Annotated in this window: 23 protein-coding genes and 1 pseudogene; 16 read left to right on the top strand and 8 right to left on the bottom strand. The window is 40.7% G+C overall.

Going from position 1 to position 21,200, the window contains the following annotated elements; translation table 11 throughout:
- Positions 1–529: 529 nt before the first annotated feature.
- From J7I90_RS07460 to arsC, 10 genes and pseudogenes are all read left to right on the top strand, one after another.
- On the top strand, positions 530–1,372 hold the full coding sequence (locus tag J7I90_RS07460) for a MurR/RpiR family transcriptional regulator (protein WP_214769927.1): 843 nt from the start codon (positions 530–532) through the stop codon (positions 1,370–1,372).
- 57 nt (positions 1,373–1,429) lie between these two features.
- Positions 1,430–2,578 carry a M20 peptidase aminoacylase family protein gene (locus J7I90_RS07455; RefSeq protein ID WP_214770200.1) on the top strand — a complete coding sequence of 383 codons (1,149 nt, stop codon included), beginning with the start codon at positions 1,430–1,432 and terminating at the stop codon, positions 2,576–2,578.
- Positions 2,571–3,365 carry a GNAT family N-acetyltransferase gene (locus tag J7I90_RS07450; RefSeq protein WP_214769925.1) on the top strand — a complete coding sequence of 265 codons (795 nt, stop codon included), beginning with the start codon at positions 2,571–2,573 and terminating at the stop codon, positions 3,363–3,365. Before J7I90_RS07455 ends, J7I90_RS07450 begins: the two co-directional genes overlap by 8 nt.
- A 13-nt stretch (positions 3,366–3,378) precedes the next feature.
- Complete coding sequence (menC, locus tag J7I90_RS07445) at positions 3,379–4,491, top strand: o-succinylbenzoate synthase (protein WP_214769924.1); 1,113 nt, start codon at positions 3,379–3,381, stop codon at positions 4,489–4,491.
- A gap of 136 nt (positions 4,492–4,627) precedes the next feature.
- Positions 4,628–5,707 carry a YkvI family membrane protein gene (locus J7I90_RS07440; protein WP_214769921.1) on the top strand — a complete coding sequence of 360 codons (1,080 nt, stop codon included), beginning with the start codon at positions 4,628–4,630 and terminating at the stop codon, positions 5,705–5,707.
- Between the two features lie 164 nt (positions 5,708–5,871).
- On the top strand, positions 5,872–7,287 hold the full coding sequence (locus J7I90_RS07435; RefSeq protein WP_214769918.1) for a SpoVR family protein: 1,416 nt from the start codon (positions 5,872–5,874) through the stop codon (positions 7,285–7,287).
- A 50-nt stretch (positions 7,288–7,337) separates the two neighbouring features.
- Positions 7,338–7,575, top strand: a pseudogene (locus tag J7I90_RS27275) (flavoprotein); the annotation flags it as partial.
- A 191-nt stretch (positions 7,576–7,766) separates the two neighbouring features.
- Positions 7,767–8,108: an ArsR/SmtB family transcription factor gene (locus tag J7I90_RS07430; RefSeq protein ID WP_214769915.1), complete on the top strand. Its 342-nt coding sequence runs from the start codon at positions 7,767–7,769 to the stop codon at positions 8,106–8,108.
- An 18-nt stretch (positions 8,109–8,126) separates the two neighbouring features.
- Positions 8,127–9,425, top strand: a complete 1,299-nt coding sequence (locus tag J7I90_RS07425; protein WP_214769914.1) for an arsenic transporter — start codon at positions 8,127–8,129, stop codon at positions 9,423–9,425.
- Positions 9,426–9,458: 33 nt separating this feature from the next.
- Positions 9,459–9,878: an arsenate reductase (thioredoxin) gene (gene arsC / locus J7I90_RS07420; protein ID WP_095391033.1), complete on the top strand. Its 420-nt coding sequence runs from the start codon at positions 9,459–9,461 to the stop codon at positions 9,876–9,878.
- Between the two features lie 83 nt (positions 9,879–9,961).
- Here arsC and J7I90_RS07415 read toward each other — a convergent pair whose 3' ends face one another.
- On the bottom strand, positions 9,962–10,738 hold the full coding sequence (locus J7I90_RS07415; protein WP_048689699.1) for a SurA N-terminal domain-containing protein: 777 nt from the start codon (positions 10,736–10,738) through the stop codon (positions 9,962–9,964).
- A gap of 338 nt (positions 10,739–11,076) precedes the next feature.
- Here J7I90_RS07415 and J7I90_RS07410 point away from each other — a divergent pair, with 338 nt between their 5' ends.
- Genes J7I90_RS07410 through J7I90_RS07400 form a run of 3 tightly spaced genes read left to right on the top strand, consistent with a single transcriptional unit; the run spans position 11,077 to position 11,773 of the window.
- Complete coding sequence (locus J7I90_RS07410; RefSeq protein ID WP_214769912.1) at positions 11,077–11,283, top strand: hypothetical protein; 207 nt, start codon at positions 11,077–11,079, stop codon at positions 11,281–11,283.
- Positions 11,265–11,528 (top strand): hypothetical protein, encoded by a 264-nt coding sequence (locus J7I90_RS07405; protein ID WP_214769910.1) that lies wholly within the window; start codon positions 11,265–11,267, stop codon positions 11,526–11,528. Before J7I90_RS07410 ends, J7I90_RS07405 begins: the two co-directional genes overlap by 19 nt.
- On the top strand, positions 11,525–11,773 hold the full coding sequence (locus J7I90_RS07400) for an HD-GYP domain-containing protein (protein WP_396020053.1): 249 nt from the start codon (positions 11,525–11,527) through the stop codon (positions 11,771–11,773). The genes J7I90_RS07405 and J7I90_RS07400 overlap by 4 nt, the downstream gene beginning before the upstream one ends.
- A 127-nt stretch (positions 11,774–11,900) precedes the next feature.
- On the opposite strand, the gene J7I90_RS07395 is transcribed toward J7I90_RS07400, so the two are convergent.
- The 3 genes from J7I90_RS07395 to J7I90_RS07385 are packed head-to-tail and all read right to left on the bottom strand — an operon-like array spanning position 11,901 to position 14,437.
- Positions 11,901–12,455, bottom strand: coding sequence for a TVP38/TMEM64 family protein (locus tag J7I90_RS07395; RefSeq protein WP_214769908.1), 555 nt, complete (start codon positions 12,453–12,455; stop codon positions 11,901–11,903).
- Between the two features lies 1 nt (position 12,456).
- A complete protein-coding gene (locus tag J7I90_RS07390; RefSeq protein ID WP_214769906.1) occupies positions 12,457–13,134 on the bottom strand; it encodes a response regulator transcription factor in 678 nt (225 codons plus the stop codon).
- Positions 13,112–14,437, bottom strand: coding sequence for a HAMP domain-containing sensor histidine kinase (locus J7I90_RS07385; RefSeq protein WP_251025126.1), 1,326 nt, complete (start codon positions 14,435–14,437; stop codon positions 13,112–13,114). Before J7I90_RS07385 ends, J7I90_RS07390 begins: the two co-directional genes overlap by 23 nt.
- 878 nt (positions 14,438–15,315) lie before the next feature.
- On the opposite strand from J7I90_RS07385, the gene chrS reads away from it, so the two are divergent.
- Positions 15,316–15,792 (top strand): chromate efflux transcriptional regulator ChrS, encoded by a 477-nt coding sequence (gene chrS / locus J7I90_RS07380; RefSeq protein ID WP_214769905.1) that lies wholly within the window; start codon positions 15,316–15,318, stop codon positions 15,790–15,792.
- Positions 15,793–15,825: 33 nt separating this feature from the next.
- On the opposite strand, the gene chrA is transcribed toward chrS, so the two are convergent.
- The 4 genes from chrA to J7I90_RS07360 all read right to left on the bottom strand — a co-directional run bounded on the left by chrA (position 15,826) and on the right by J7I90_RS07360 (position 19,027).
- Positions 15,826–16,368: a chromate efflux transporter ChrA gene (chrA, locus tag J7I90_RS07375; RefSeq protein ID WP_214770194.1), complete on the bottom strand. Its 543-nt coding sequence runs from the start codon at positions 16,366–16,368 to the stop codon at positions 15,826–15,828.
- Positions 16,369–16,376: 8 nt separating this feature from the next.
- Complete coding sequence (gene chrB / locus J7I90_RS07370) at positions 16,377–16,964, bottom strand: chromate efflux transporter ChrB (protein ID WP_214769903.1); 588 nt, start codon at positions 16,962–16,964, stop codon at positions 16,377–16,379.
- Between the two features lie 405 nt (positions 16,965–17,369).
- Positions 17,370–18,242, bottom strand: a complete 873-nt coding sequence (locus J7I90_RS07365; RefSeq protein WP_214769900.1) for a DMT family transporter — start codon at positions 18,240–18,242, stop codon at positions 17,370–17,372.
- A 575-nt stretch (positions 18,243–18,817) separates the two neighbouring features.
- The gene (locus J7I90_RS07360; RefSeq protein ID WP_214769897.1) at positions 18,818–19,027 is read right to left on the bottom strand and encodes a hypothetical protein; all 210 of its coding nucleotides are present in this window, start codon (positions 19,025–19,027) and stop codon (positions 18,818–18,820) included.
- A gap of 484 nt (positions 19,028–19,511) precedes the next feature.
- Between J7I90_RS07360 and J7I90_RS07355 the strand changes: the two genes are divergently transcribed.
- Positions 19,512–20,186 carry a response regulator transcription factor gene (locus J7I90_RS07355; RefSeq protein ID WP_214769894.1) on the top strand — a complete coding sequence of 225 codons (675 nt, stop codon included), beginning with the start codon at positions 19,512–19,514 and terminating at the stop codon, positions 20,184–20,186.
- Complete coding sequence (locus tag J7I90_RS28250) at positions 20,183–21,181, top strand: sensor histidine kinase (RefSeq protein WP_214769891.1); 999 nt, start codon at positions 20,183–20,185, stop codon at positions 21,179–21,181. The genes J7I90_RS07355 and J7I90_RS28250 overlap by 4 nt, the downstream gene beginning before the upstream one ends.
- Positions 21,182–21,200 lie beyond the last annotated feature (19 nt).

The following is a 21,200-nucleotide window of genomic DNA, read 5'->3' as shown; positions in this document are numbered from 1 at the left end:
AGATAATCAAGTTTATTTTTAAAAATCTTGAATCAGGGCGAGACAATCCGAAACTCCTTTTGTCGAAAAATTGATGGAACCCCCAGACTGTAGACGAGTTGGAGAAGAGCCAGTTTCCCTACAATATTTCTTTTAAAAAAGTTACAGTTGATTGGAACGGAAGGTAAGAGACTCCTGTGGGAAAGCGTGTCGAGGGAGACCCCACAGTCGCAAGGACCGCCCGCGGAAAGCGAGTGCCTGGAGTGGAAATCATTACACATACCCTCTTTCAGAAATCCGCTCCCTTTTAGCCTACTGAAAACCACCCTCGTACTCCGAACCCCATCTTATTTCGCCGAACTGAAACCATGGAGTCGATCTCTGGTTTTTTTGTGCTTGAAGCATTTCCTCCTTTTTATTAAAAATTCAGAATATTATTGTTTTATTTAAAGGGCCGTGATAAAATACTCACTATCATTAATGAAGTTAAAACTTCATATTGTCATATAAAAAGTATTGGATTCATATCTTGCTTCAGAGGGGATGTTTTATGGATTTACAGCAAAAAGTTAAAGAAGTATTCCCTGGTTTATCTACTGGTCAAAAAAAGGTAGCAAAATACTTGTTGGTCCATTCACATACATTTGCAGTCACTTCAGCTCAAAAGCTCGGAAAAGACATTGGGGTGAGTGAAACGACCATCATCCGCTTTTGCTATTCATTGGGGTTAAGCGGATATGCAGAGCTTCAAAACCTTATTCGAAATCAGTTGATATACGAGAGCAGCAGTTTGAATGAATATCATTCTTCAAAACTTGAAGCCGCGAATCAGCCAAACTTCATGGCTCAAGTGATGGGGCAGGATATCATCAGCATCGAAAAGACCATGAAAAATTTATCAAATGAAGATTTCGCCAAAACAGTCGATAAATTGGCGGCAGCTGACAATGTTTTGATTTCCGGACACCGTTTATCATTTTCGGCAGCACATTGGTTAACCTTTACGCTTAGGCTTGTTAGGGAAGAGGTTCATTTATATCGGCCTGATACTGATGATATATTTTTAATGTTGAATAAAATGACTGAAAATTCCGTTTTTGTCGCCATTTCATTTCACCGCTATGTTAAAGAGACTGTGAAAATAACTGAAATGGCCAAAAAAGCGGGTGCACTTGTAATTGGGATTACGGATTCAGAACTGGCTCCGATTGCGGAATACACGGACATTTTATTGCCCATTTCAACACCAAGGACTTCCACGATCGATACGGCACCAGTGTTATTCTCATTATTGAATAGTTTAGTAGCTGGTGTATCGATTAAGGATGAACAAGGATTCAAAGAAAGAAAAGCTATATATGATGCGTTCAATCAAGACGATTATTTCTTTTGAGATAAACTTCCATAGAAGCCGATTAAACCGGGAAAAAAGGGGGAGACAGAAATGGATATCACACAGACGATCGAAAAATTAAGGCCGCGTATACTCGATATTTTTGACCATTTACACGCAAATCCAGAAACGAGTTGGAATGAGGTGAATACGACAGCTTTCATTTCGAATATTTTAATGGGGAATCAGTGTACGGTGAAAACATTCGAGGACTGTACAGGTGTGGTTGGCGAAATCGGGGATGGGGATTTCACGGTCGGATTACGATCGGATATCGATGCGCTTTGGCAGGAGGTGCAAGGGACGTTTCAAGCCAATCATTCCTGTGGTCACGATGGTCACATGACCTTGGCACTTGGAGTATTCCTTGTATTGAAGGAAATGGGCTTTCGTCCAAGAGGCAAGCTGAAATTCATTTTCCAACCTGCTGAAGAAAAAGGTACGGGCGCCTTGAAGATGATTGAAGAAAAAGTATTGGATAATGTCGATTTCCTTTATGGAGTGCACTTAAGACCGGTTGAGGAAGTGAAGGATGGGCAAGCGGCGCCAGCCATTGTGCATGGAGCGGCTCAGTTCATTAAAGGTGAAATAGTGGGAACTGATGCGCATGGAGCCAGACCGCATCAAGGGCAGAATGCCATCGAGATAGGAGCGGCATTCATCACTTTGTTAAATGGAATCCATCTCAATCCGTCCATCCCTTATTCCGTGAAAATGACGCAGTTTTTTGCTGGCGGCGAAAGTTCCAATATCATCCCGGGGAGAGCCACTTTTTCATTGGATCTACGGGCACAGGATAATGCAGTGATGAAAGAGCTCACCAAAAAGGTGGAAAAGGTTGCAGAATCTTTGGCCATTGTCCATGGAGTCGAAGTGAAACTCGAACCGGGAACCTGTGTTGCTGCAGCAACCGTGAACGATCAAGCCCAGGAAATAATGTCTGAAGCGATAGCCGATACGCTTGGGGAAGAAAATTTGGTAGCGCCTGTCATTACAACAGGAGGAGAGGATTTTCATTTTTATACGTTGAAAAGACCTGAACTCAAAGCGACGATGCTTGGATTAGGCTGTGATTTGGCACCAGGGCTCCATCATCCGAACATGACATTCAACAAAGAAGCTTTGTTATCGGGAATTGAAATCCTGGCCAAAGCCATCATACTCACTTTCGAGAAGTATGGAGGGGAGGGTCACTTACATGACTGATGAATTCATCATTAAATCCCTAAACGCACTAGAGGATTTACAAGAAGTGCAGCGGTTGGAAGCCCTTGTATGGGGCATGGATTGCGTTCCCATCCATCAGACGATTACGGCGGTCAAAAACGGCGGGCTTGTATTAGGCGGCTATATCAATGGCCAGTTAGTCGGGTTTCAATACAGTTTCCCGGGATTCAAGGACGGAAGGGGATATCTTTGTTCACATATGTTAGCCATCCATCCGGCCCATCAAAAGAAGGGCTACGGCAGATTACTTAAACTTGCACAAAAAGAGGAAGCACTCAAAAAGGGCTACGACTTGATCACATGGACATATGATCCATTGGAAAGTGTGAATGCAAACTTGAATATCGGTAAGCTAAAAGCTGTATGTTCTACATATATGGAAGATTGTTATGGGAATATGAAGGATACCCTCAATGAAGGACTTTCGACTGATCGATTCATGGTGGAATGGAATATACGGCAGGAAGCAAAGGACGAGACTCCGCTTCCTGATAAGGCCATACACATCGTAACGACAGGAATGAATGACCAAGGCTTTCCTTACATCAAGGATTATCATTTCGAAACCAATGCCGAGGTGATCGCCATCCCCATACCGACGGATATTCAACAAATCAAAAAATCTGATCTTCGCCTTGCGATTGATTGGCGGTTTAAAACCGGTGAATTATTCAAAGTTCTTTTTGCCAAAGGATATGTTGCAGCCGGGATCGAACGGGAACAAGGTGAAAACATTCAAAACTATTTATTAAAAAAACAAGAATAAGAGGGGAATCGGGATGAAAATAACGGCAGTGCGCTTACGTCATTTAAATATGGATTTGGTAGCTCCCTTTACAACAAGCTTTGGAACGTTTGTGGATAAGGAGTTCATTCTTGTGGAGGTGAAAAATGGAGAGGGACTTTCAGGCTGGGCTGAATCTGTGGCATTTTCAGCACCTTGGTATAACGAAGAAACGATAAAAACCAATTGGACCATGCTGGAGGATTTCCTGATTCCGCTTGTATTGGATAAAGAAATAGAGCATCCTCGTGATGTATCGGATATGTTCTCGCATATTCGTAAAAATAATATGGCAAAATCGGCAATCGAGGGAGCCATCTGGGATTTATACGCAAAAGAAAAGAATATCCCTTTAAGTATGGCTTTAGGCGGGGAGCAAGAAAAGATTGATGTTGGGATCAGTATCGGCATCCAAAAAACGGTACCTGAATTACTGGCAAAGATAGAAGCTGGATTGAAGGATGGGTATAAAAGAATCAAAATGAAAATTCAACCAGGTTGGGATGTAGACGTAATCAGGGAAGTGCGCAATCGATATCCCGATATCCCGATCATGGCAGATGCAAACTCCGCTTACCGGCTGAAAGACATTGAATTGCTCAAACAACTTGATCAATTTGATTTAATGATGATCGAGCAACCTTTGTCATCGGATGATATTGTCGATCATGCCACACTACAAGCGGAAATCAAAACACCGATTTGCTTGGATGAAAGTATACATTCCGTCGAAGATGCTAGAAAAGCCCTTGAATTGGGAAGCTGTAAAATCATTAATATTAAGATTGGCAGGGTTGGCGGTTTAACGGAAGCAATGAAAATACATGAATTATGTAAAGAAAGGAATGTACCGGTTTGGTGCGGAGGAATGTTGGAATCTGGTGTGGGGCGTGCCCATAATATCGCATTGACAACACTTGATAACTTCACGATGCCTGGTGATACGGCAGCATCCGCGAATTATTGGCATAAAGACATCATCCAACCAGAGGTTACAGTGAATGATGGGGTCATAACCGTTCCAAAAGCGGCAGGCATTGGCTATGAAGTAGATTACACTGCGGTCGATGAATTCACCTCCTATAGTAAAAGATATACAAATAAATAAGTGCTGGAATTAAAGGACCTCCCGGCTTCATGGGCAATTGCCCGTTAACTTGAAGCTGGGAGGATAATGATGAAAGGAAAGATATTCTTTTACTTTAAATTGTCAGAATAATCATATAATTAGGGTGGTTTTTGATATGAAAAACAGTATAAATCTTGCAGGAGCCTATATTGGAATCATCATTGGAGCAGGTTTCGCTTCTGGACAAGAAGTGTTACAGTTCTTCACGAGTTTTGGAATCTACAGTGTATTGGGAATTGTGGTGGCGACAGTTTTATTCGCGTTTTTGGGCATGCAAGTTACCCAGTTGGGAAGCACCCTCCAGACACGTTCCCATAAAAGCATCATCGATCATATTTGCGGCCGCTTTATAGGCAGGGTGGTCGATATTATCATCACATTTTTCTTGTTTGGGGTTACAGGCATCATGATTGCCGGCTCCGGAACGATTTTTGAGGAACAATTCGGGATTCCAAGCATGGTCGGTGCAATCGTCATGACGGTGCTCACGATTGGTACGCTTTTACTTAATGTTAATAAAATAATGTCCATCATTAGTGCCGTCACACCGTTCTTATTCGTTGTCATGATCATTATTTCAGGTTATTCATTTTTTACATCCGATCTAAGTTTCAATCAAATCATTTCATCTTCAAGTAAAGGAGCGGCTGCTACTGGAAATTGGTTGATGGGTTCATTACTATATGTTTCATATAATATGACTGCCGGAATTGCCATGCTGGCCGTAATGGGCGGGACCTTCAAGAATAAGAAACAGGCTGGAATGGGAGGAATCCTTGGGGGGATCGGATTGGGGATCCTGTTATTTTTGATCAATTTGGGGATGATGTCCGACTTGAAGGGCATAGAAGGCTCTGGTATGCCTACCCTTCATTTAGCGAATCAGATTTCTCCGTGGTTGGGTTATATCCTATCAATCATCCTTTTAGGAATGATTTATAATACAGCTGTCGGGATGCTGTATGCATTCACCGCCAGGCTGGTGCCTGCGGAAACGAAACGATTTAAATTAACCGTGATTATAGTCGGGATTCTCGCATTCCTTGCAAGTTTCGTTGGCTTTATTAAATTGGTTGGGACGGTATACCCAATCACAGGATACTTAGGTTTTGTCATCATTGCAGCGCTCATCATTTCCTGGATCCGTTCAAAAATGAAAAAAGAGGCTGTGAATCCGGAATTAGCAAAATATTAATATCAAAGGGATTTAGTGCATAACTGCATGAAACATTTGACCTGACATCTTCTTCATGGAGGTGTTTTTTTTTCTGTTATCGAGGACCTTTACTCATGATCACGGCATTTTTCCTCCTTTTTTTCATACATTAGTTTAAAGGCGGAAGACAAGGGGGATATCGGATGAATGAAGCGGAGCAAAAGGCTCTGGAATATGCCATTAGTGAAATTACAGAAATAGCAACGGGGTTTGGGTTGGATTTTTACCCGATGCGATATGAAATTTGCCCTTCAGAAATCATTTATACATTTGGAGCCTATGGGATGCCGACCCGTTTTTCTCATTGGAGCTTTGGAAAGCAATTTCATAAAATGAAGCTGCAGTACGACTTTGGATTAAGTAAAATCTATGAACTGGTCATTAACTCTGATCCTTGTTACGCTTTTCTGCTGGACTCCAATTCACTTGTACAAAATAAATTGATTGTTGCCCACGTTTTGGCGCATTGTGACTTCTTTAAGAATAATATACGTTTCAATAATACCAAGAGGGATATGGTAGAAAGTATGTCGGCAACGGCAGAAAGAATCCGTGAATATGAAATCCTGCATGGCAAAAAGGAAGTGGAAACCTTCCTGGATGCACTTTTAGCCATTGAAGAACATATCGATCCGTCGCTGATGAGGCCGAAGCTTGCCTGGACGATGGAAGATGAGGAAGAAGAAGAGGAAATAAAACCGGCAGCCACACAATACGATGATTTGTGGAATCTTGATAATAAGGATAAACCGCAGAAATCCAACATTAAAAAAAGAAAAAAATTCCCGCCAAGACCAGAAAAGGATATTATGCTTTTCATAGAACAGTACAGCAGGGATTTAACTGATTGGCAACGGGATATCATGACGATGATCAGGGAAGAGATGCTTTATTTCTGGCCGCAGCTGGAAACGAAAATCATGAACGAAGGCTGGGCATCCTACTGGCATCAGCGCATTATCCGTGAATTGGATCTATCCTCAGGGGAAGCCATTGAATTCGCGAAACTGAACGCAGGTGTCGTGCAGCCATCACGGACCAGCATCAATCCTTATTATCTTGGATTGAAAGTGCTTGAAGATATTGAAGAACGCTATGATAATCCGACCGAAGAAATGATCAGGCTGGGCGTCAAGCCAGGATCTGGCCGGGAAAAGATGTTCGAAGTCAGGGAAATCGAATCGGATATTTCCTTTCTCCGAAATTATTTGACGAAGGATCTGGTCATGCGGGAGGATATGTACTTATTCCAAAAGCAGGGCAAGGATTATAAAATCGTCGATAAGGCATGGGAACATGTTCGTGATCAACTCGTGAGCATGAGGGTTAACGGAGGTTTCCCTTATATCACAGTTAATGATGGGGACTTCATGCGTAATGGGGAACTTTATCTAAAACATTGGTATGAAGATATTGAACTGGATCTGAAATATCTAGAAAAAGTCATGCCATATATCCATCAGCTTTGGGGCCGCTCCGTGCATATGGAATCAGTCATAGAAGGAAAAGAAGTCCTGTTTTCCTATGATGGAAAAGGCCTTCACCGGAAATATCTATAAAGCTGAAAAAACTGCCGGTCACTCGGCAGTTTTCTTGTTTTTGTCTCATGAAGATTTACGGAAGGGCTCCTTCATTCGTTCCGTTCCGTGGTGGCTTATCTGACAGGGGATGTCGAGGTGGCAAAAGAAGTGCGCTTGCAACTCCCTGAAACAGGAGTTTGCAGTGTGAATCCCGCATCCAGTTGCCGCGATTCTGATGCTCCAGCAACTAAATCAAAGGATGGTTCTTGCTGTGGCAGTCCTGTTCCAGTGAGGTTGGAAATAAAAAATAATTCCTGTTGTGAATGAAATAGAAAGACCAGTCTGAAACCAGGCTGGTCTATTATAATTTCTTTGAAGCGCCATTAAGAATATTAAAGTAAGGAAATATTATGCGGAATATTTAATGCTTGATTAAATAAGAATATGCTTATACAATGATGTTCAATAATCACATAAGCATATACTTATTTACTTTGTGCTAGGAGGGATGAAAAGCTATGAATGAGGTGTTGGATTTGGAAACCACGGCAAACATTCTTAAGTTACTAGGTGATAAAACCCGTTTGACCATGATTAAGATCATGGCTGAGCATGAGTGCTGTGTCTGTGAATTTGTGGATCTATTCGAGATGAGCCAGCCAGCTATCAGCCAGCATTTACGAAAGTTGAAAGATGGCGGGATCGTTAATGAAGCGAGGAGGGGACAATGGGTTATTTACTCGTTAAATCCGTCTTCTTCCCATTACACATTTATTCAGACGGTCATCAAGGATTTGCCAAGTCAAAACTTTAAATTAGAAAACTTAACAGCACAAGGAAAACGGATTTGTTGTGACTAACTAGGAGGGACTACTTCAGTGGGATCAGTTATTTTGGCAGTTATCATCTTTTTATTAACACTCATTCTCGTAATCTGGCAGCCAAAGGGATTGTCGATCGGATGGTCAGCCTGTGGCGGTGCGGTTTTGGCCTTACTTGTTGGAGTGGTGGACTTTACTGATGTCATGGACGTGACAGCGATAGTCTGGAACGCGACACTCGCCTTCGTCGCCATCATCATCATCTCGCTTATTTTGGATGAGATAGGTTTTTTTGAATGGGCAGCACTGCATATGGCGAGAGCCGCCAAGGGAAATGGAGTAAGGATGTTTGTCTATGTAAGTATCCTTGGGGCTCTAGTGGCAGCTTTTTTTGCGAATGACGGAGCGGCTCTTATCCTTACACCAATTGTATTAGCAATGGTTCGAGCCTTGAATTTTAGTGATAAAATGATTTTCCCGTTTATCATCGCAAGTGGGTTCATTGCTGATACAACCTCACTTCCATTAGTGGTAAGTAATCTTGTAAACATTGTATCCGCAGACTTTTTCAATATCAGTTTTGCCGAGTTTGCTTCAAGAATGATCGTACCTGACATCTTTGCACTTGGAGCAAGCATCTTGGTTTTATATTTATTTTTCCGAAAAAGCATACCGAAAAATTACGATGTATCACAGCTTAAAAAACCAACGGAAGCCATTAAAGACCAAAGGGTGTTTAGGCTGTCCTGGATCGTATTAGGAATATTGCTGGTTGGTTATTTTGCGAGTGAATTCATCGGGATTCCTGTATCGATCATTGCAGGCATTGTGGCCATCTTATTCCTCATGATGGCTAGAAGGAGCCCAGCGGTCAACACGAAAACCGTTATCAAAGGAGCACCATGGGCAATCGTCTTTTTCTCGATCGGGATGTATGTAGTGGTTTACAGCCTGCGAAATGTTGGATTGACGAATGTATTAACGGATTTAATCCAAGTTACCGCCGATCAAGGATTATTTGCCGCAACGATTGGGATGGGCTTCATCGCCGCCATTCTGTCTTCACTTATGAATAATCTGCCAACCGTTATGATAGACGCTCTTGCCATTTCCGACACCCATACGACTGGAGCAATCAGGGAGGCACTTATTTATGCAAATGTCATCGGTTCGGACTTGGGCCCAAAAATAACACCGATCGGTTCTTTGGCTACGTTATTGTGGCTGCATGTCCTATCATTAAAAGGCGTGAAAATCTCATGGGGAACTTACCTTAAAACGGGAATCATCTTAACCATCCCAACATTGTTCATCACATTGGCCGGCTTATATATATGGCTGCAAATTATTCATTAAACACTTACTTTACAAACAAAGGAGAGAAACCGCATGGCTAAGAAAACGCTATACTTTTTATGTACTGGTAATTCTTGCAGAAGCCAAATGGCAGAGGCATGGGGGAAGAAATATTTAGGAAATGAATGGCAAGTACTTAGCGCAGGAATCGAAGCACATGGGTTAAATCCCAAAGCTGTAAAAGCAATGAATGAAGTTGGATTGGACATCTCCAATCAAACATCGGATATCATTGACCCTGATATATTGAATAATGCCGATTTTGTCGTTACATTATGTGGCGATGCGGCTGACAAATGTCCAATGACGCCACCGCATGTTAAACGTGAACATTGGGGCTTTGATGACCCGGCAAAAGCGGTAGGAACAGATGAAGAGAAATGGGCAACTTTCCAACGCGTTCGTGATGAAATAGGTGAAAGAATTGCACGTTTCTCTAAAACCGGTGAATAAATGAAATTGAAAGCCATGGGTGTTAGCAGGCGGACCAAAGACCATGAAGAAAGAGCTGCCAAATTCGGCAGCTCTTTTCATCATTAAATCTTAATATCGACCTTAGCATTTTTCTGAAGTTCTTCGACATGCTTCACAAGCTTTTCTTGTTTCTTTTGCTGCTCTAGTTGTTCCTTGATCTGCGGCTTCATTTCTTCGAGTTTCTGTACCTTCTGTCCGCTTGTTTTAGCTTGCTCCGCAACCTGGTCGTAATACTTTTGGATTTCTTCATCAGTTGCTTCTTCCACTTTAATCTCTTTTTCAACGTATTTCGTATATGGGATGTTCTCTGCGATCTGGGCATTCAGCATTTCCGAATTCAGACCTGCTTGTTTCAATGCCGCCTTGAATTTCTCTTCACTCTCATATTGCTTCTTGATTTCGGCAAGTTGCTTTTCAATTTCAGCCTTGGAAGCGGTGTAGCCCTTTTTATCAGCTGCTTGAAGCAGCAATGTTTGCCCCACTAAAGAGTTGAGCGTTTGCTCTTTAATTTGTTTGGCGCCCTCCTTGGATGTTGGGTCTTGTCCGAATTGCTGCATCTGCATTTGTGTGGTGGACAACACGGTATTATATTCCGCACCTGAAATTTTTTCGTCATTGACGATGGCTACCGTTTTCTTTTCATCCACCTTCTGCTTGTCTAGTTTCTTTTGCATTTCTTCCATCTGTTTTTGCTGTTCCTCAGTTGCTTTAGCCGTTTCTTTCTCAGTTGTTTTAGTCTCTTTCTCGTCATTTTTCTTATCAGCTTCATCGTTCGAACCACAAGCCGTTAGAACAACCGCCAATAATCCAATGATGATTGGGTACAATAGTTTCTTCATATTTCCGTCTCCTCTCGTATTCAATGCTAAAAAATCATCTAATGCGCATTATAAAGGAATTTCCCATTAAAACACAATAAATTCATTCTTTTTTCCAGAAAACAGGAAGATAGTATAGGCATCATCTCATTATATAAGTGTAACATTCGCGGAAATGAACCCATTTACCCTTCGTCATGCAATATGCTTAAAAGGAACTGGTGCAATCAGAAACTTGTAATCAATCTCTTTATCACTAAAACGATGCTTAGTAACTATTGTATATAAAACTTGTAACGTCATCCGGATATAGTCCATTTAGCCTATCTTTTAAATCATGAATAGAGTGAGCTGTGACAATGAGAAAAATGTCAAAAGACAGAATTGGAAATCCAGCAGATTATGGAGAAGATTTTGAAAGGGAAATCAAGGCTGTCATGCGAATTGGCAGGGTATTCCAGGGACAGCATCATTGGGTTCAAAATGAAGCGCATTTATTGAGGGTTCAAAACCTGACCGAGCAGCTTGTTATCGTTCATAATCGAAGATGCCAGCTGGAACTATAAATGAATCATATGTTGTGCATGATATCGGGAAAGCGGAGATTCCTGAGTGGATTTTATACAAACCTGAACCGTTATCCCCATATGAACGAAAAATCATCGAGATGCATCCGTTAATGGGATCCGATATTTTGAATAAGATTTCAAGGGAAATAAACAATGATGTGATCAGCAGCCTGGAAGTGGCTGATCACATCACCTCCATCATCATGAAAATTGGGATGGAACGGGATATCCCCACCGTTTGAAAGGGGAGGAAATCCCATTGGAAGATCGAATCGTAGCCATTGTGGATGTGTTTGATGCATTGACCAGCAGAAGGCCGTATAAAGATTCCTGGTCAGTGGAGCAGGCATTATCTTTCATAAACGAACAAAAAGGAAAGCATTTCGACCCAGCCAGCGTGATGTCTTTCTTTTGCTGTTTTGATGAAAAGGCGGCGCAGAAAAAAGCTGCGATACGCTTCGCAGCACAAGGATATAGTAAAATGTGAACACGTCGCCTTCTGGATCTGGTCGTTAACCCTTGGAGATAAAGGGTTAACGATTCTTGAAAAAAATAAGGAGTTTGTAAAATGGTAAATGGATCGTTTCAATTTACAAAAAAAATAGTGAAGATTTTTACTCCCTTCCTTTTTTCGTATTTCTATTAAAATAATAAACGACTGAGATTACGAGAATCAACAGTATCAAAACAATCCTTATATCGTCCGATGCCTTCAAAACCTGTGTTACCGAATAGGCCTCGACAAGGAGGGCAGGCAGTTTTCCGATGGATGTCGCGAGGAAGAAAATCATCATTCCCGTCCTGCTTAATGCTGCTGTAAGGTTGATCACACCGGATGGTATAAAGGGAAGGAGCCTAAGCATCAGGATCATCCAAAATGCATGGAACCCTTGTGACTTTTGCAGTTTCTTGACCCACCGGTTCTTCATGAACTTGGGTTTGAATGTTTGAAAGCCCTTTCGATATAACCAAAAGCTGACCGCTGCACCGGCAATTTCCCCCATGTAAGAAAGGATCAATCCCTTTTCAAATCCAAATACGCTGATATTGGCGGCCGTGATGAATACACTTGGAATAAAACCAAGCACGCTGATCAATATATTGAATACTAAACTTACAGCAATGGAGAAAGGGCCGCTGGATAGTAATGCCTCAGAAATGAAATTCATATCAATCCACAGAACTCCATTTATACCCGATGCCCCAGACCGTTTTCAAATGTTGATCTGCTGGAAAACCGGCATGACGCAATTTCTCTCTAATATTTCGAATATGGGAATCGATTGTCCTATCTTCGGTATCCGTTTTAAATCCCCATATGGTCGAAAGCAGGTGGTCTCTGGAATACACTTGATCTGGGGATTTTAAAAACAGGCACAGCAGTGAGAACTCTTTCGGTGTTAGCGGGATTGTTTTGGTATCATAATGTGCTTCATAAGCGGATTCATTTAATTTTAGCCCCCTAAAGGTCAAAAAATCATTCTGATTGTGCACCCGCCGCGTCACTGCTTCGATTCTGGCAAGTAAAACATCTTCATGAAAGGGTTTCGTAATATAATCATCTGCACCCTTTTTCAACCCTTTCACCATTTCTTGTGCAGCATCCCGGGCGGTGAGCATGATTATGGGAATACTGGAAAACGCACGGATCCTTTCGCACGTTTCCCACCCATCCATCTCAGGCATCATTACATCAAGAAGAACTATGTCCGCATGTTCACGCGCTAAGAACTGTAAGGCTTCAAGTCCAGATTTCATCTTCAGGCATGTATATCCGTGAGGTTTAATGTATAGCTCTAATAGATCAAGCATTCTCTGTTCATCATCAACCAGAATTACTGTCTTCATTTGTTATCTCCTTAATTGTGATAGTGAAGCACGTTCCTTGTTCCAAGTTGCTTTTAACCGAAATGGTTCCGCCTTGTATCTCCACTAATTGCTTGACGATGGAGAGCCCCAATCCGAATCCGCCGGTAACTCTGGCGCGTGATTTCTCGACACGATATAAACGATCAAAGATATGGGGGACATCTTCAGGTGGAATGCCAACTCCTTGATCGATTATGGAGATGGAAATCCAGCCATTGCATTCAATGGCTTTGATGGTGGTGACTGTATATTCGTTCGAGTACTTCAGCGCATTATCCAACAGGTTAAGAATGACTTGCTCAAACCGTGAGGGATCTATATCTATAAATAATTCATCCTTGCATTCCAGATTCAATTGAATTCTTTCATTTGCAAAAGCCGGTAACACTTTTTCATGAATGTTTTGCAGGAATGAAGAGAGCTGGATGGTTTCTTTTGATATGGTGAATGTATTTACATCCATTCTAGCCATATTGAATAGTTCGTCCAATAATCTGTTTAATCGTTCGGATTCATCATGGATGATCTCTAAGTATCTTGTTCGTTCGGATGCATCCAAATCTTTCCGGAGGGTTATATCAGCATATCCCTTGATATAAGTTAGCGGCGTGCGCAGTTCATGGGAGATACTTGCCAAAAATTCATTGCGTTCCTTCTTTAAATAGTTCAATTCATTAGCCAAGCTTTGAATGGATTGGGCAAGCTCCCCGAGTTCATCATTTGATCGTACAGGCACAGCCACTGAAAAGTTCCCTTTGCTGAGTTTGGTTGTCGCTTCCTTCATCGAAATAAGCGGTCTAGTCAAAGCTTTTGATAGAAAATAAATGGTGATAAGCATGAATAAAAGGAGCAATGCAGTCGCAAAAAGGAAATGCCTATTCAATTGTGCGATTAAATCCTCAACATCTCTAGTATCTTTGAACATATAAACATAGCCTTTTTTTTCTTTATCGCTGATAAATGGCGTAACGGTGGCTATATATCTTTCATCCTTCCAACTCGATTGGAGGACAATGCCTTTTCGGGGTACTTGGGGGATGTTTTTTGCCAAGATTTTGTTCATTCCCCCATTTACCTTTGAGGAAGATATCAGAATATCTCCTCTTGTATTCGTAATCACGACATCTGTATCGGTATGGTATTCCATCAGGCCGATATGCTGAAGGGTAGAGTCGGAATACGTGATTTCCAACACATCACGATGACTATTGCCACGGGCCTTCAGTGATTCCAATTCTTGATTGATACGGGAATGGATCACTTTATTATGCAAGTAAATCATGGAGACGGTTTCCATCAAAAAAATGCAAATAAATATAGATAGTCCGAGTTTAAAGGAGATTTTCAGGAGTATTCACCTTCTTATAGGATAAAATCAGTTTAGCGAAAAAGTATGAAGAAACTATGCAGTTTTTTTCAATTTATTCGCATCTTTTAAACAACGATAATCTGAATGACGACTTGTTGCAAGAGAGACAATATGTTTAATGGGCCCAACCTGTCATTTTTTTTATTCCTGTGTAGGGCATGTGGGGGGAATCAGGTTGTTTTTTGATATTTCCTCCAAATATATAACATGAAAAGAACACTATTATATTGAAATTGCCGGGAAAATGGGCAGTTTTTTTATTTAGTTTACACAAAATATTTTGTATTAAGGAAACATTTTGTCTTGAATGAATACTATGTAAAAAAGGAGCTGATCCATATGAATTGTACAAACCGTACGCAGAAAAAAATTATGGCATATTCCGCATTATTCAAAAAAATGGGCATTCTCAATGATGAAGAATACAAAAATATCGCAAAGACCTTTCAATCAAAGGATTGAGGAAGTGTCCCTTGGATTTTCATAAACTCTTATCCTGCAGTAAACGGTCTGTAAAACCCCCGCCTTAATTTTAGAAGAGGAGGGGGACTGCAGACTATCGGGAAATAAAGGAAGTGTTGGCGATGTTTTTGGCGGCTGCATTCCGCTGGATGAAATGAAGCACCAAAACTACATAAACGATGGACATTTCTAGGCAAGTAGGAGGGAGTTCATTGAAAGGGATACCAAAAAAATTTCTTGCGTTATGAGAAGTGAAAAGGAAGATTGTTGTGATCCGATGATGTTCTCTGCGATAATGGAGTAAAGAAATTGAAAAGGAGTTACGTAGGATGGCAGAGGACTTTAACATTCCCAGCTTGAAAGTTGATGAGATCGATAAGAAAATCATATCGGTTTTACATGAAGATGCACGAATTTCGTATACCGACTTAGCGAAGAAAGTGGAGCTTTCCAGAGTTGCGGTTCAGGCGAGAATTAATCATCTTGTTGAAAACGGTGTGATCGAGAGGTTCACTGCAGTCATAAATCCAGCTAAGGTCGGCATCCATGTTTCGGCATTCTTTAACGTTGAGGTTGAGCCAAAATATCTGGAATCGGTCGCGCAGCAATTAGAAAGTGAACCGGCTGTTACGAGTTTATATCATATGACCGGTCCGAGTAAACTCCATATGCACGGAATCTTTACTGATAATCAAGAGATGGAACGCTTTCTCAATGAGAAACTGTATGCGGTCGTCGGTGTTGTCAGCGTTGATTGCCAAATTCTCATTAAACGTTATAAAAGCCGAATGGGCATGAAGCTTTAATAAAAAATCCCCCTAAATAGGCGGATTTTTTATTTATGTGAGCGGGATGATAAATCCGCCATACAAAAAGGCAAGAAGGATTACGAATGCAGGGTGGATCTTGAATTTTCCTAAAGCCAAGAAGGCCAATCCAGCGATGAAGATTGAATGGATGTAGCCGATGGACCCGACCGCGTCCGCGGCCATATTCCAGGTGAGCAATAACATCATGATCGCGATCACGGGCTGTACAAGTAGTGACATGCCTTTTACGATTGGCGATTGCTTGTATTTTCGCAGGATTTTTAATAGATATATCAAAGCCACGGCTGAAGGGATGATCGTGCCTGCCAATGCAGCTAGAAATCCTGGCCAGCCATATACATCATATCCGACATATGCGGCTATTTTCGTGGCGATGGGTCCAGGGAGTGAATTTCCTAACGCAAGCATTTGTGAGAACTCGATATTATCTAGCCAGCCATAACGGGTGACGATTTGGTCATACATAACCGGAATCGAAGCTGGACCTCCGCCATAACCAAGAATATTGGCAATGAAGAACGCTAGAAAAACAGCAACTCCCATTGGGATCATAATACCCATTAAGCGGATTCCTCCTTCCTATCAGTCTTTTTATTTTTCAGTCTATCCTTTAATTTATAATGAAACGCACCATATAAAAGAAACATCATAATGACGATACCCGGATGCAGGGAAATGACCTGCAGGAGCAAAAAGGAAATCGCAAAAAAGGTGATTCCGAGCACCTTTCCTAACCCTTTTACCGCCTTTTCGCCAAACTCATAAGCCATTTGACCAAGCATGACAGCGACAACCGGCATGACAGCAGCGATCATATTACTGATCATTGCCGAATTACTTAGAACATTAATGAACGCGATCAAGAAAACCATCGCAATGCATGAAGGTAACACGTGAGCGGCCACACTTACGGTGGCTCCCGGCCAGCCTTTTAATTTATAACCCAGATATGCGGCCATCTTTGTGGCAATCGGTCCTGGGAGTGTATTGGCAATCGCCAAAGTGTCCCCGAATTCATCATCGTCGAGCCAGTGATAGCGGGATACTGCTTCATGGCGGATGAGCGGGATGACAGATGGCCCGCCGCCGAATCCTAATATCCCCGTTCTCATCATTCCAATCGTCAATTCCGTATATGGATTTTTCAAAAACGATTCCTCCTTTGTTATAAAATTCAGCATTCATTTCCAAGATTATGAATTAATGATAACAAAAATTCTTTCAAAATGTAGATGAAATTATGATAATAATTACGTAATGAATGTATTTCTGGGGATTTTTGATATAATGGGTTGAAATAAACAAAAGAAAGTATCTTTTTGCCTTGAGGAAGGAAGTTTGGATTACATTAGACAAACAAGCAAGTAAACTGCTATTCCCTTATTGGATTCCGCCTTATTAAAGGTCGATAAGAAAGAGAAATTAAAAACAAAAAACAACTTTTCTCCAATTCCCTTTTCTAAACCAAAAAGTACCCTATAGGCAGCCTTTTTTTAAGTGACTGCTCTATAGGGTACTTTTTAATATATAACTCCAATACTTTTTAATGTGAGTTATTCTTCCCGAATGACTAATAGCACACCGATAAAAATTAAGATTGTACCGATCCAAAAGGACAAGCCGATTTGTTCACCTAGTATTAACCAACCTAAAAAAGTACCGACTATAGGCTGTAAAAAGAAAAATAGTCCGCCACTTGAAGCGGTAAGCATTTGCAGTCCACGATTCCAAAGTAAAAAGGCACATGCTGTTGAAATAACGCCCAAGTATAGAAGGCCGCCCCATATGGATGGATGCATGATGGCTTGAAAGTCAAGCTCATCCAATCGACTAATCGTAACAGGGGTTAAAAAGACAATTGCCACAAGCACGGCATAGGTCGTTATAACAATTTGTGAATATTGCCGTGGTACCCGTTTGATTAGAACGGACATAAGGGCCCAAGTTAACGCAGCAATAAGCAGTGATACGCCCCCAAGTTGGTGAGATGAGCCGATATGGGCATTTCCGACAATGATACCGACACCGAGTGTCGCTAAAATAACAGAAATGGATTTTTTTAAAGTGATCTTTTCTTTTAAAACGATACGTGCAAATATCACCATGAATGCAGGTGTTGTTGAAGTGATGATGGCCCCCATTTGTGCGGTGGATAGCAGCGTACCGACTTCCTGGGTTACGATGGAAATGGTGTTCCCAACAAGTCCTATAATGAAAACCAGAAGCCAGTCCCGTTTGTCAATCCGCCAAGATTGTTTTGTTATTAAACCAATTGTCAGCAAAGCTAAAATCGCAATTACATATCGTAAAAATACTAATTCAAGCGGCGGAACAACCTCTACCACAACTTTTACCACAACATACATCCCGCCCCAAATGCTGGCAGCGAGTGATAAATATAAAGAGCCTAATATAGTGTTTTTCATTTTTATACCCTCCGTTTTAACCAAACATTTCCAGTCCTTAACGGAGATGCAATTTTTCTGCCGTTAAGGAAGAAAAACTGCAGGTACATCATTTTCGAATAGTGGTGACCACAACATCAGCTTTCAGCTCACTTCCCAAAATATTTGTTTTCAATGATGTTAGCTAATTAAAAGGCTATTCGGAGTTGCTACTGATTATCGTTTCAAACGTCAGTAAGTTATTAACATACTCATTTAAATATACAAGATTTTAGATTAATAAAACAACAAATTATAGTATTTAACCTAGCGTACCATTAAGATTATTCGCATTATACTAAAACTTAAAACACAGGAAAAACCCAAACCTTAAAAACTGGTGGGGTTTCTATTTGGTGGATTCTAGTTGGAATAGAAAGAGGGATTTATAGGGAAGGGAAACAGATGGTACAGTAATAATGCTCGTCAAATTGCCGGTAGCGTAATGTATAATGCTGGAAACAAAAGGTGGATTAGGATTAATAGCCTCCCTTAAAGAGTTTAATCCTAATCCACCGTTAAAGTGAATTCAGTGCATGTCCTTTCCGGAAGCATCACTATCCGTTATATTTTCTTTCGATTTTCCTGAACTCATCTGATAGTTCAAATAACGTGTGTAAGACGGCTGTTTGAATATATAGATTCATATAATTATCATTGCTCTTCTTTTGAAAAGATAAATCATGTTTTTCATTGATTTTCCGAGTTATACATTCATTAATTTCGCTCCACATTTCTTTCGTTCCTTCTTTAAGTTTAATCTCCATAATCTCCCACTCCTTTTTTATTAGTTTATCCAATCTATTACATTCTTATACTTACTTTTTGGCCAAGCTGGTAACTTTTTTATCTAAAAAATTAATGTCTTCAGTTTTTTTGGGTATCCTTCTGTTTGAGTGCAAACACGAAAAATAGGAGAACTCATTACCCATTAGCGGTTATTTAATTGCTGAAAAAAACGCTTCGCTCAGTGTTTAGACAAAGGGGCTCTATCTAAAAGTTAAAAAAGTGGATTGGAACGGATGGCGGACCGCCCGCGGAAAACGAGTGCATGAAGGCAACGTTCAAATTGTACAATCCCTAAAAGGGGGCAGGGTGTCACTATCTCACTTCTTCTCTACAGTTACTTTAATTGAGCCATATTCTTGAGTGTTGTATTTGTACAAATGACAGGAGTTTGGAATAATTAGCATAATGATAGTAAAGAACATGTAAACATTTAGCGATTCAGTTCATGAATAGGAGATTATTATGTTTAAAATTATGATAGTTGAAGATGATGAAAAAATTAGAAAGATTGTGGCTGATACGCTAACAAAGTGGAAATACGACGTTGTGGGGATAATGGAATTTGACCACATTTTAGATGATTTTGAGAAATTCCAGCCTGATTTGGTACTATTGGATATAAACTTGCCAACCTTTGATGGCTTTTATTGGTGTCAGCAGATCCGTGCAATCTCAAGTGTGCCCATACTGTTCCTTTCCTCTAGAAATCAAAACATGGACATCATCATGGCCATTAATATGGGAGGGGATGATTTTATCCAGAAGCCATTTGATTTAGATGTTCTTGTAGCAAAAATCAGTGCATTGCTGCGCAGGAATTATACCTATCAAAATGGACATAACCTAAAACTAACGCACCGGGACTTGTCTTTGCATGTAACAAACTCAACTATCCAATTTGAGGAACAATCCATTGAGCTTTCACGTAATGAGTTCATCATTTTGCAGTTGATGATGCGCAGAATAGGGGAAATTGTACCCAGAGAGGACTTGATGCAAGCTCTTTGGAATGATGAACAGTTTGTCGACGATAATACACTGACTGTTAATGTAAATCGGGTAAGGCGTAAGATTACTGGAATTGGATTAGAAGACTTTATTGTGACACGTAAAGGAATGGGGTATCTGATCGAATGAGGTTTATCCAATTTTTAAAATACGAGAAGCCTTATATCGTTTTATTCGTTTTTATCTTTTGCATGGTTTCTGCCGTGTTTTACACGGACCCCAATATGACATGGAGCTGGAACACTTTTCTATATGCGGGGGCATTGACCCTATTCGTATTGATTATTTTCTTTTTGTATCGGTATCAGCAAAGTTTACGTGTAATCCGGGCAAGGGGTGACGAAGATCATGAGAACCTTTCTTTAGAGGCAGCCTCTTTACAGCATTTATTTGAAGAGAAGGAAAGGGAGCATATTAGGTCTCTCAATCAGATTCATGAGAAGCAGAACGAATATTATGATTTTATTGTATCGTGGTTTCATGAAATTAAAACACCCATCTCAGTGCTGCGATTGATGCAGCAAACAGAAATCGATGCCAAGATTTTTCATGATGAGGTATCAAGGATAGAGCATTATGTGGATCAGGCACTTTATTACGCAAAGTTGGATAACTTCAATCAGGATTATGACATCAAGAATTGTGATTTGGACCAATTGGTGAAAGAGGTTATAAAAACTCATTCCAAAACATTTATTTCCAAGAAAATCCGCCTTCGGCTACAGATTGAACCAATCACCATCCAAAGTGACCCCAAGTGGCTGCAATTCATCCTGAATCAGTTAATTTCAAATTGCTTGAAGTATACGCAAGAAGAAGGGGAAATAAAGATTGAGACAGGTTCTGATTTAAAAGAAAAGCAGCTGATTATCAGAGATAATGGAATTGGTATAGAAAAGACTGATTTACCTCGGATATTTAATAGGGGTTTTACAGGATCCAACGGGCGTACCTACACAAAATCCACAGGGATGGGGTTATATTTAGCACAGCAGTTATCCAATAAACTTGGTCACTATATCACTTGTACCTCTGAAACGGGTTTGTATACCGAGTTTGTCATGCACTTTCCCAAAAATGTCGATCCCTATTTCAATATGCAAAAAAACGCAATGAGACCTTGATGAAGGCCATTGCGTTTTT

Source organism: Bacillus sp. ISL-57, assembly GCF_018613135.1.
GTDB lineage: Bacteria > Bacillota > Bacilli > Bacillales > DSM-1321 > Peribacillus > Peribacillus frigoritolerans.
This window is presented reverse-complemented; position numbering and strand designations above follow the sequence as displayed.

Excerpts from the sequence above, each read along its gene's own strand:
- chrS (WP_214769905.1), top strand. The coding sequence starts at position 15,316 with ATGGCAGAGGACTTTAACATTCCCAGCTTGAAAGTTGATGAGATCGAT.
- J7I90_RS28250 (WP_214769891.1), top strand. The coding sequence starts at position 20,183 with ATGAGGTTTATCCAATTTTTAAAATACGAGAAGCCTTATATCGTTTTA.
- menC (WP_214769924.1), top strand. The coding sequence starts at position 3,379 with ATGAAAATAACGGCAGTGCGCTTACGTCATTTAAATATGGATTTGGTA.
- J7I90_RS07435 (WP_214769918.1), top strand. The coding sequence starts at position 5,872 with ATGAATGAAGCGGAGCAAAAGGCTCTGGAATATGCCATTAGTGAAATT.
- J7I90_RS07390 (WP_214769906.1), bottom strand. The coding sequence starts at position 13,134 with ATGAAGACAGTAATTCTGGTTGATGATGAACAGAGAATGCTTGATCTA.
- J7I90_RS07450 (WP_214769925.1), top strand. The coding sequence starts at position 2,571 with ATGACTGATGAATTCATCATTAAATCCCTAAACGCACTAGAGGATTTA.
- J7I90_RS07415 (WP_048689699.1), bottom strand. The coding sequence starts at position 10,738 with ATGAAGAAACTATTGTACCCAATCATCATTGGATTATTGGCGGTTGTT.
- J7I90_RS07440 (WP_214769921.1), top strand. The coding sequence starts at position 4,628 with ATGAAAAACAGTATAAATCTTGCAGGAGCCTATATTGGAATCATCATT.
- arsC (WP_095391033.1), top strand. The coding sequence starts at position 9,459 with ATGGCTAAGAAAACGCTATACTTTTTATGTACTGGTAATTCTTGCAGA.
- J7I90_RS07460 (WP_214769927.1), top strand. The coding sequence starts at position 530 with ATGGATTTACAGCAAAAAGTTAAAGAAGTATTCCCTGGTTTATCTACT.
- J7I90_RS07360 (WP_214769897.1), bottom strand. The coding sequence starts at position 19,027 with ATGGAGATTAAACTTAAAGAAGGAACGAAAGAAATGTGGAGCGAAATT.
- J7I90_RS07395 (WP_214769908.1), bottom strand. The coding sequence starts at position 12,455 with ATGAATTTCATTTCTGAGGCATTACTATCCAGCGGCCCTTTCTCCATT.
- J7I90_RS07355 (WP_214769894.1), top strand. The coding sequence starts at position 19,512 with ATGTTTAAAATTATGATAGTTGAAGATGATGAAAAAATTAGAAAGATT.
- J7I90_RS07410 (WP_214769912.1), top strand. The coding sequence starts at position 11,077 with ATGAGAAAAATGTCAAAAGACAGAATTGGAAATCCAGCAGATTATGGA.
- J7I90_RS07385 (WP_251025126.1), bottom strand. The coding sequence starts at position 14,437 with ATGATTTACTTGCATAATAAAGTGATCCATTCCCGTATCAATCAAGAA.
- chrA (WP_214770194.1), bottom strand. The coding sequence starts at position 16,368 with ATGATCCCAATGGGAGTTGCTGTTTTTCTAGCGTTCTTCATTGCCAAT.
- J7I90_RS07365 (WP_214769900.1), bottom strand. The coding sequence starts at position 18,242 with ATGAAAAACACTATATTAGGCTCTTTATATTTATCACTCGCTGCCAGC.
- J7I90_RS07405 (WP_214769910.1), top strand. The coding sequence starts at position 11,265 with ATGCCAGCTGGAACTATAAATGAATCATATGTTGTGCATGATATCGGG.
- J7I90_RS07430 (WP_214769915.1), top strand. The coding sequence starts at position 7,767 with ATGAATGAGGTGTTGGATTTGGAAACCACGGCAAACATTCTTAAGTTA.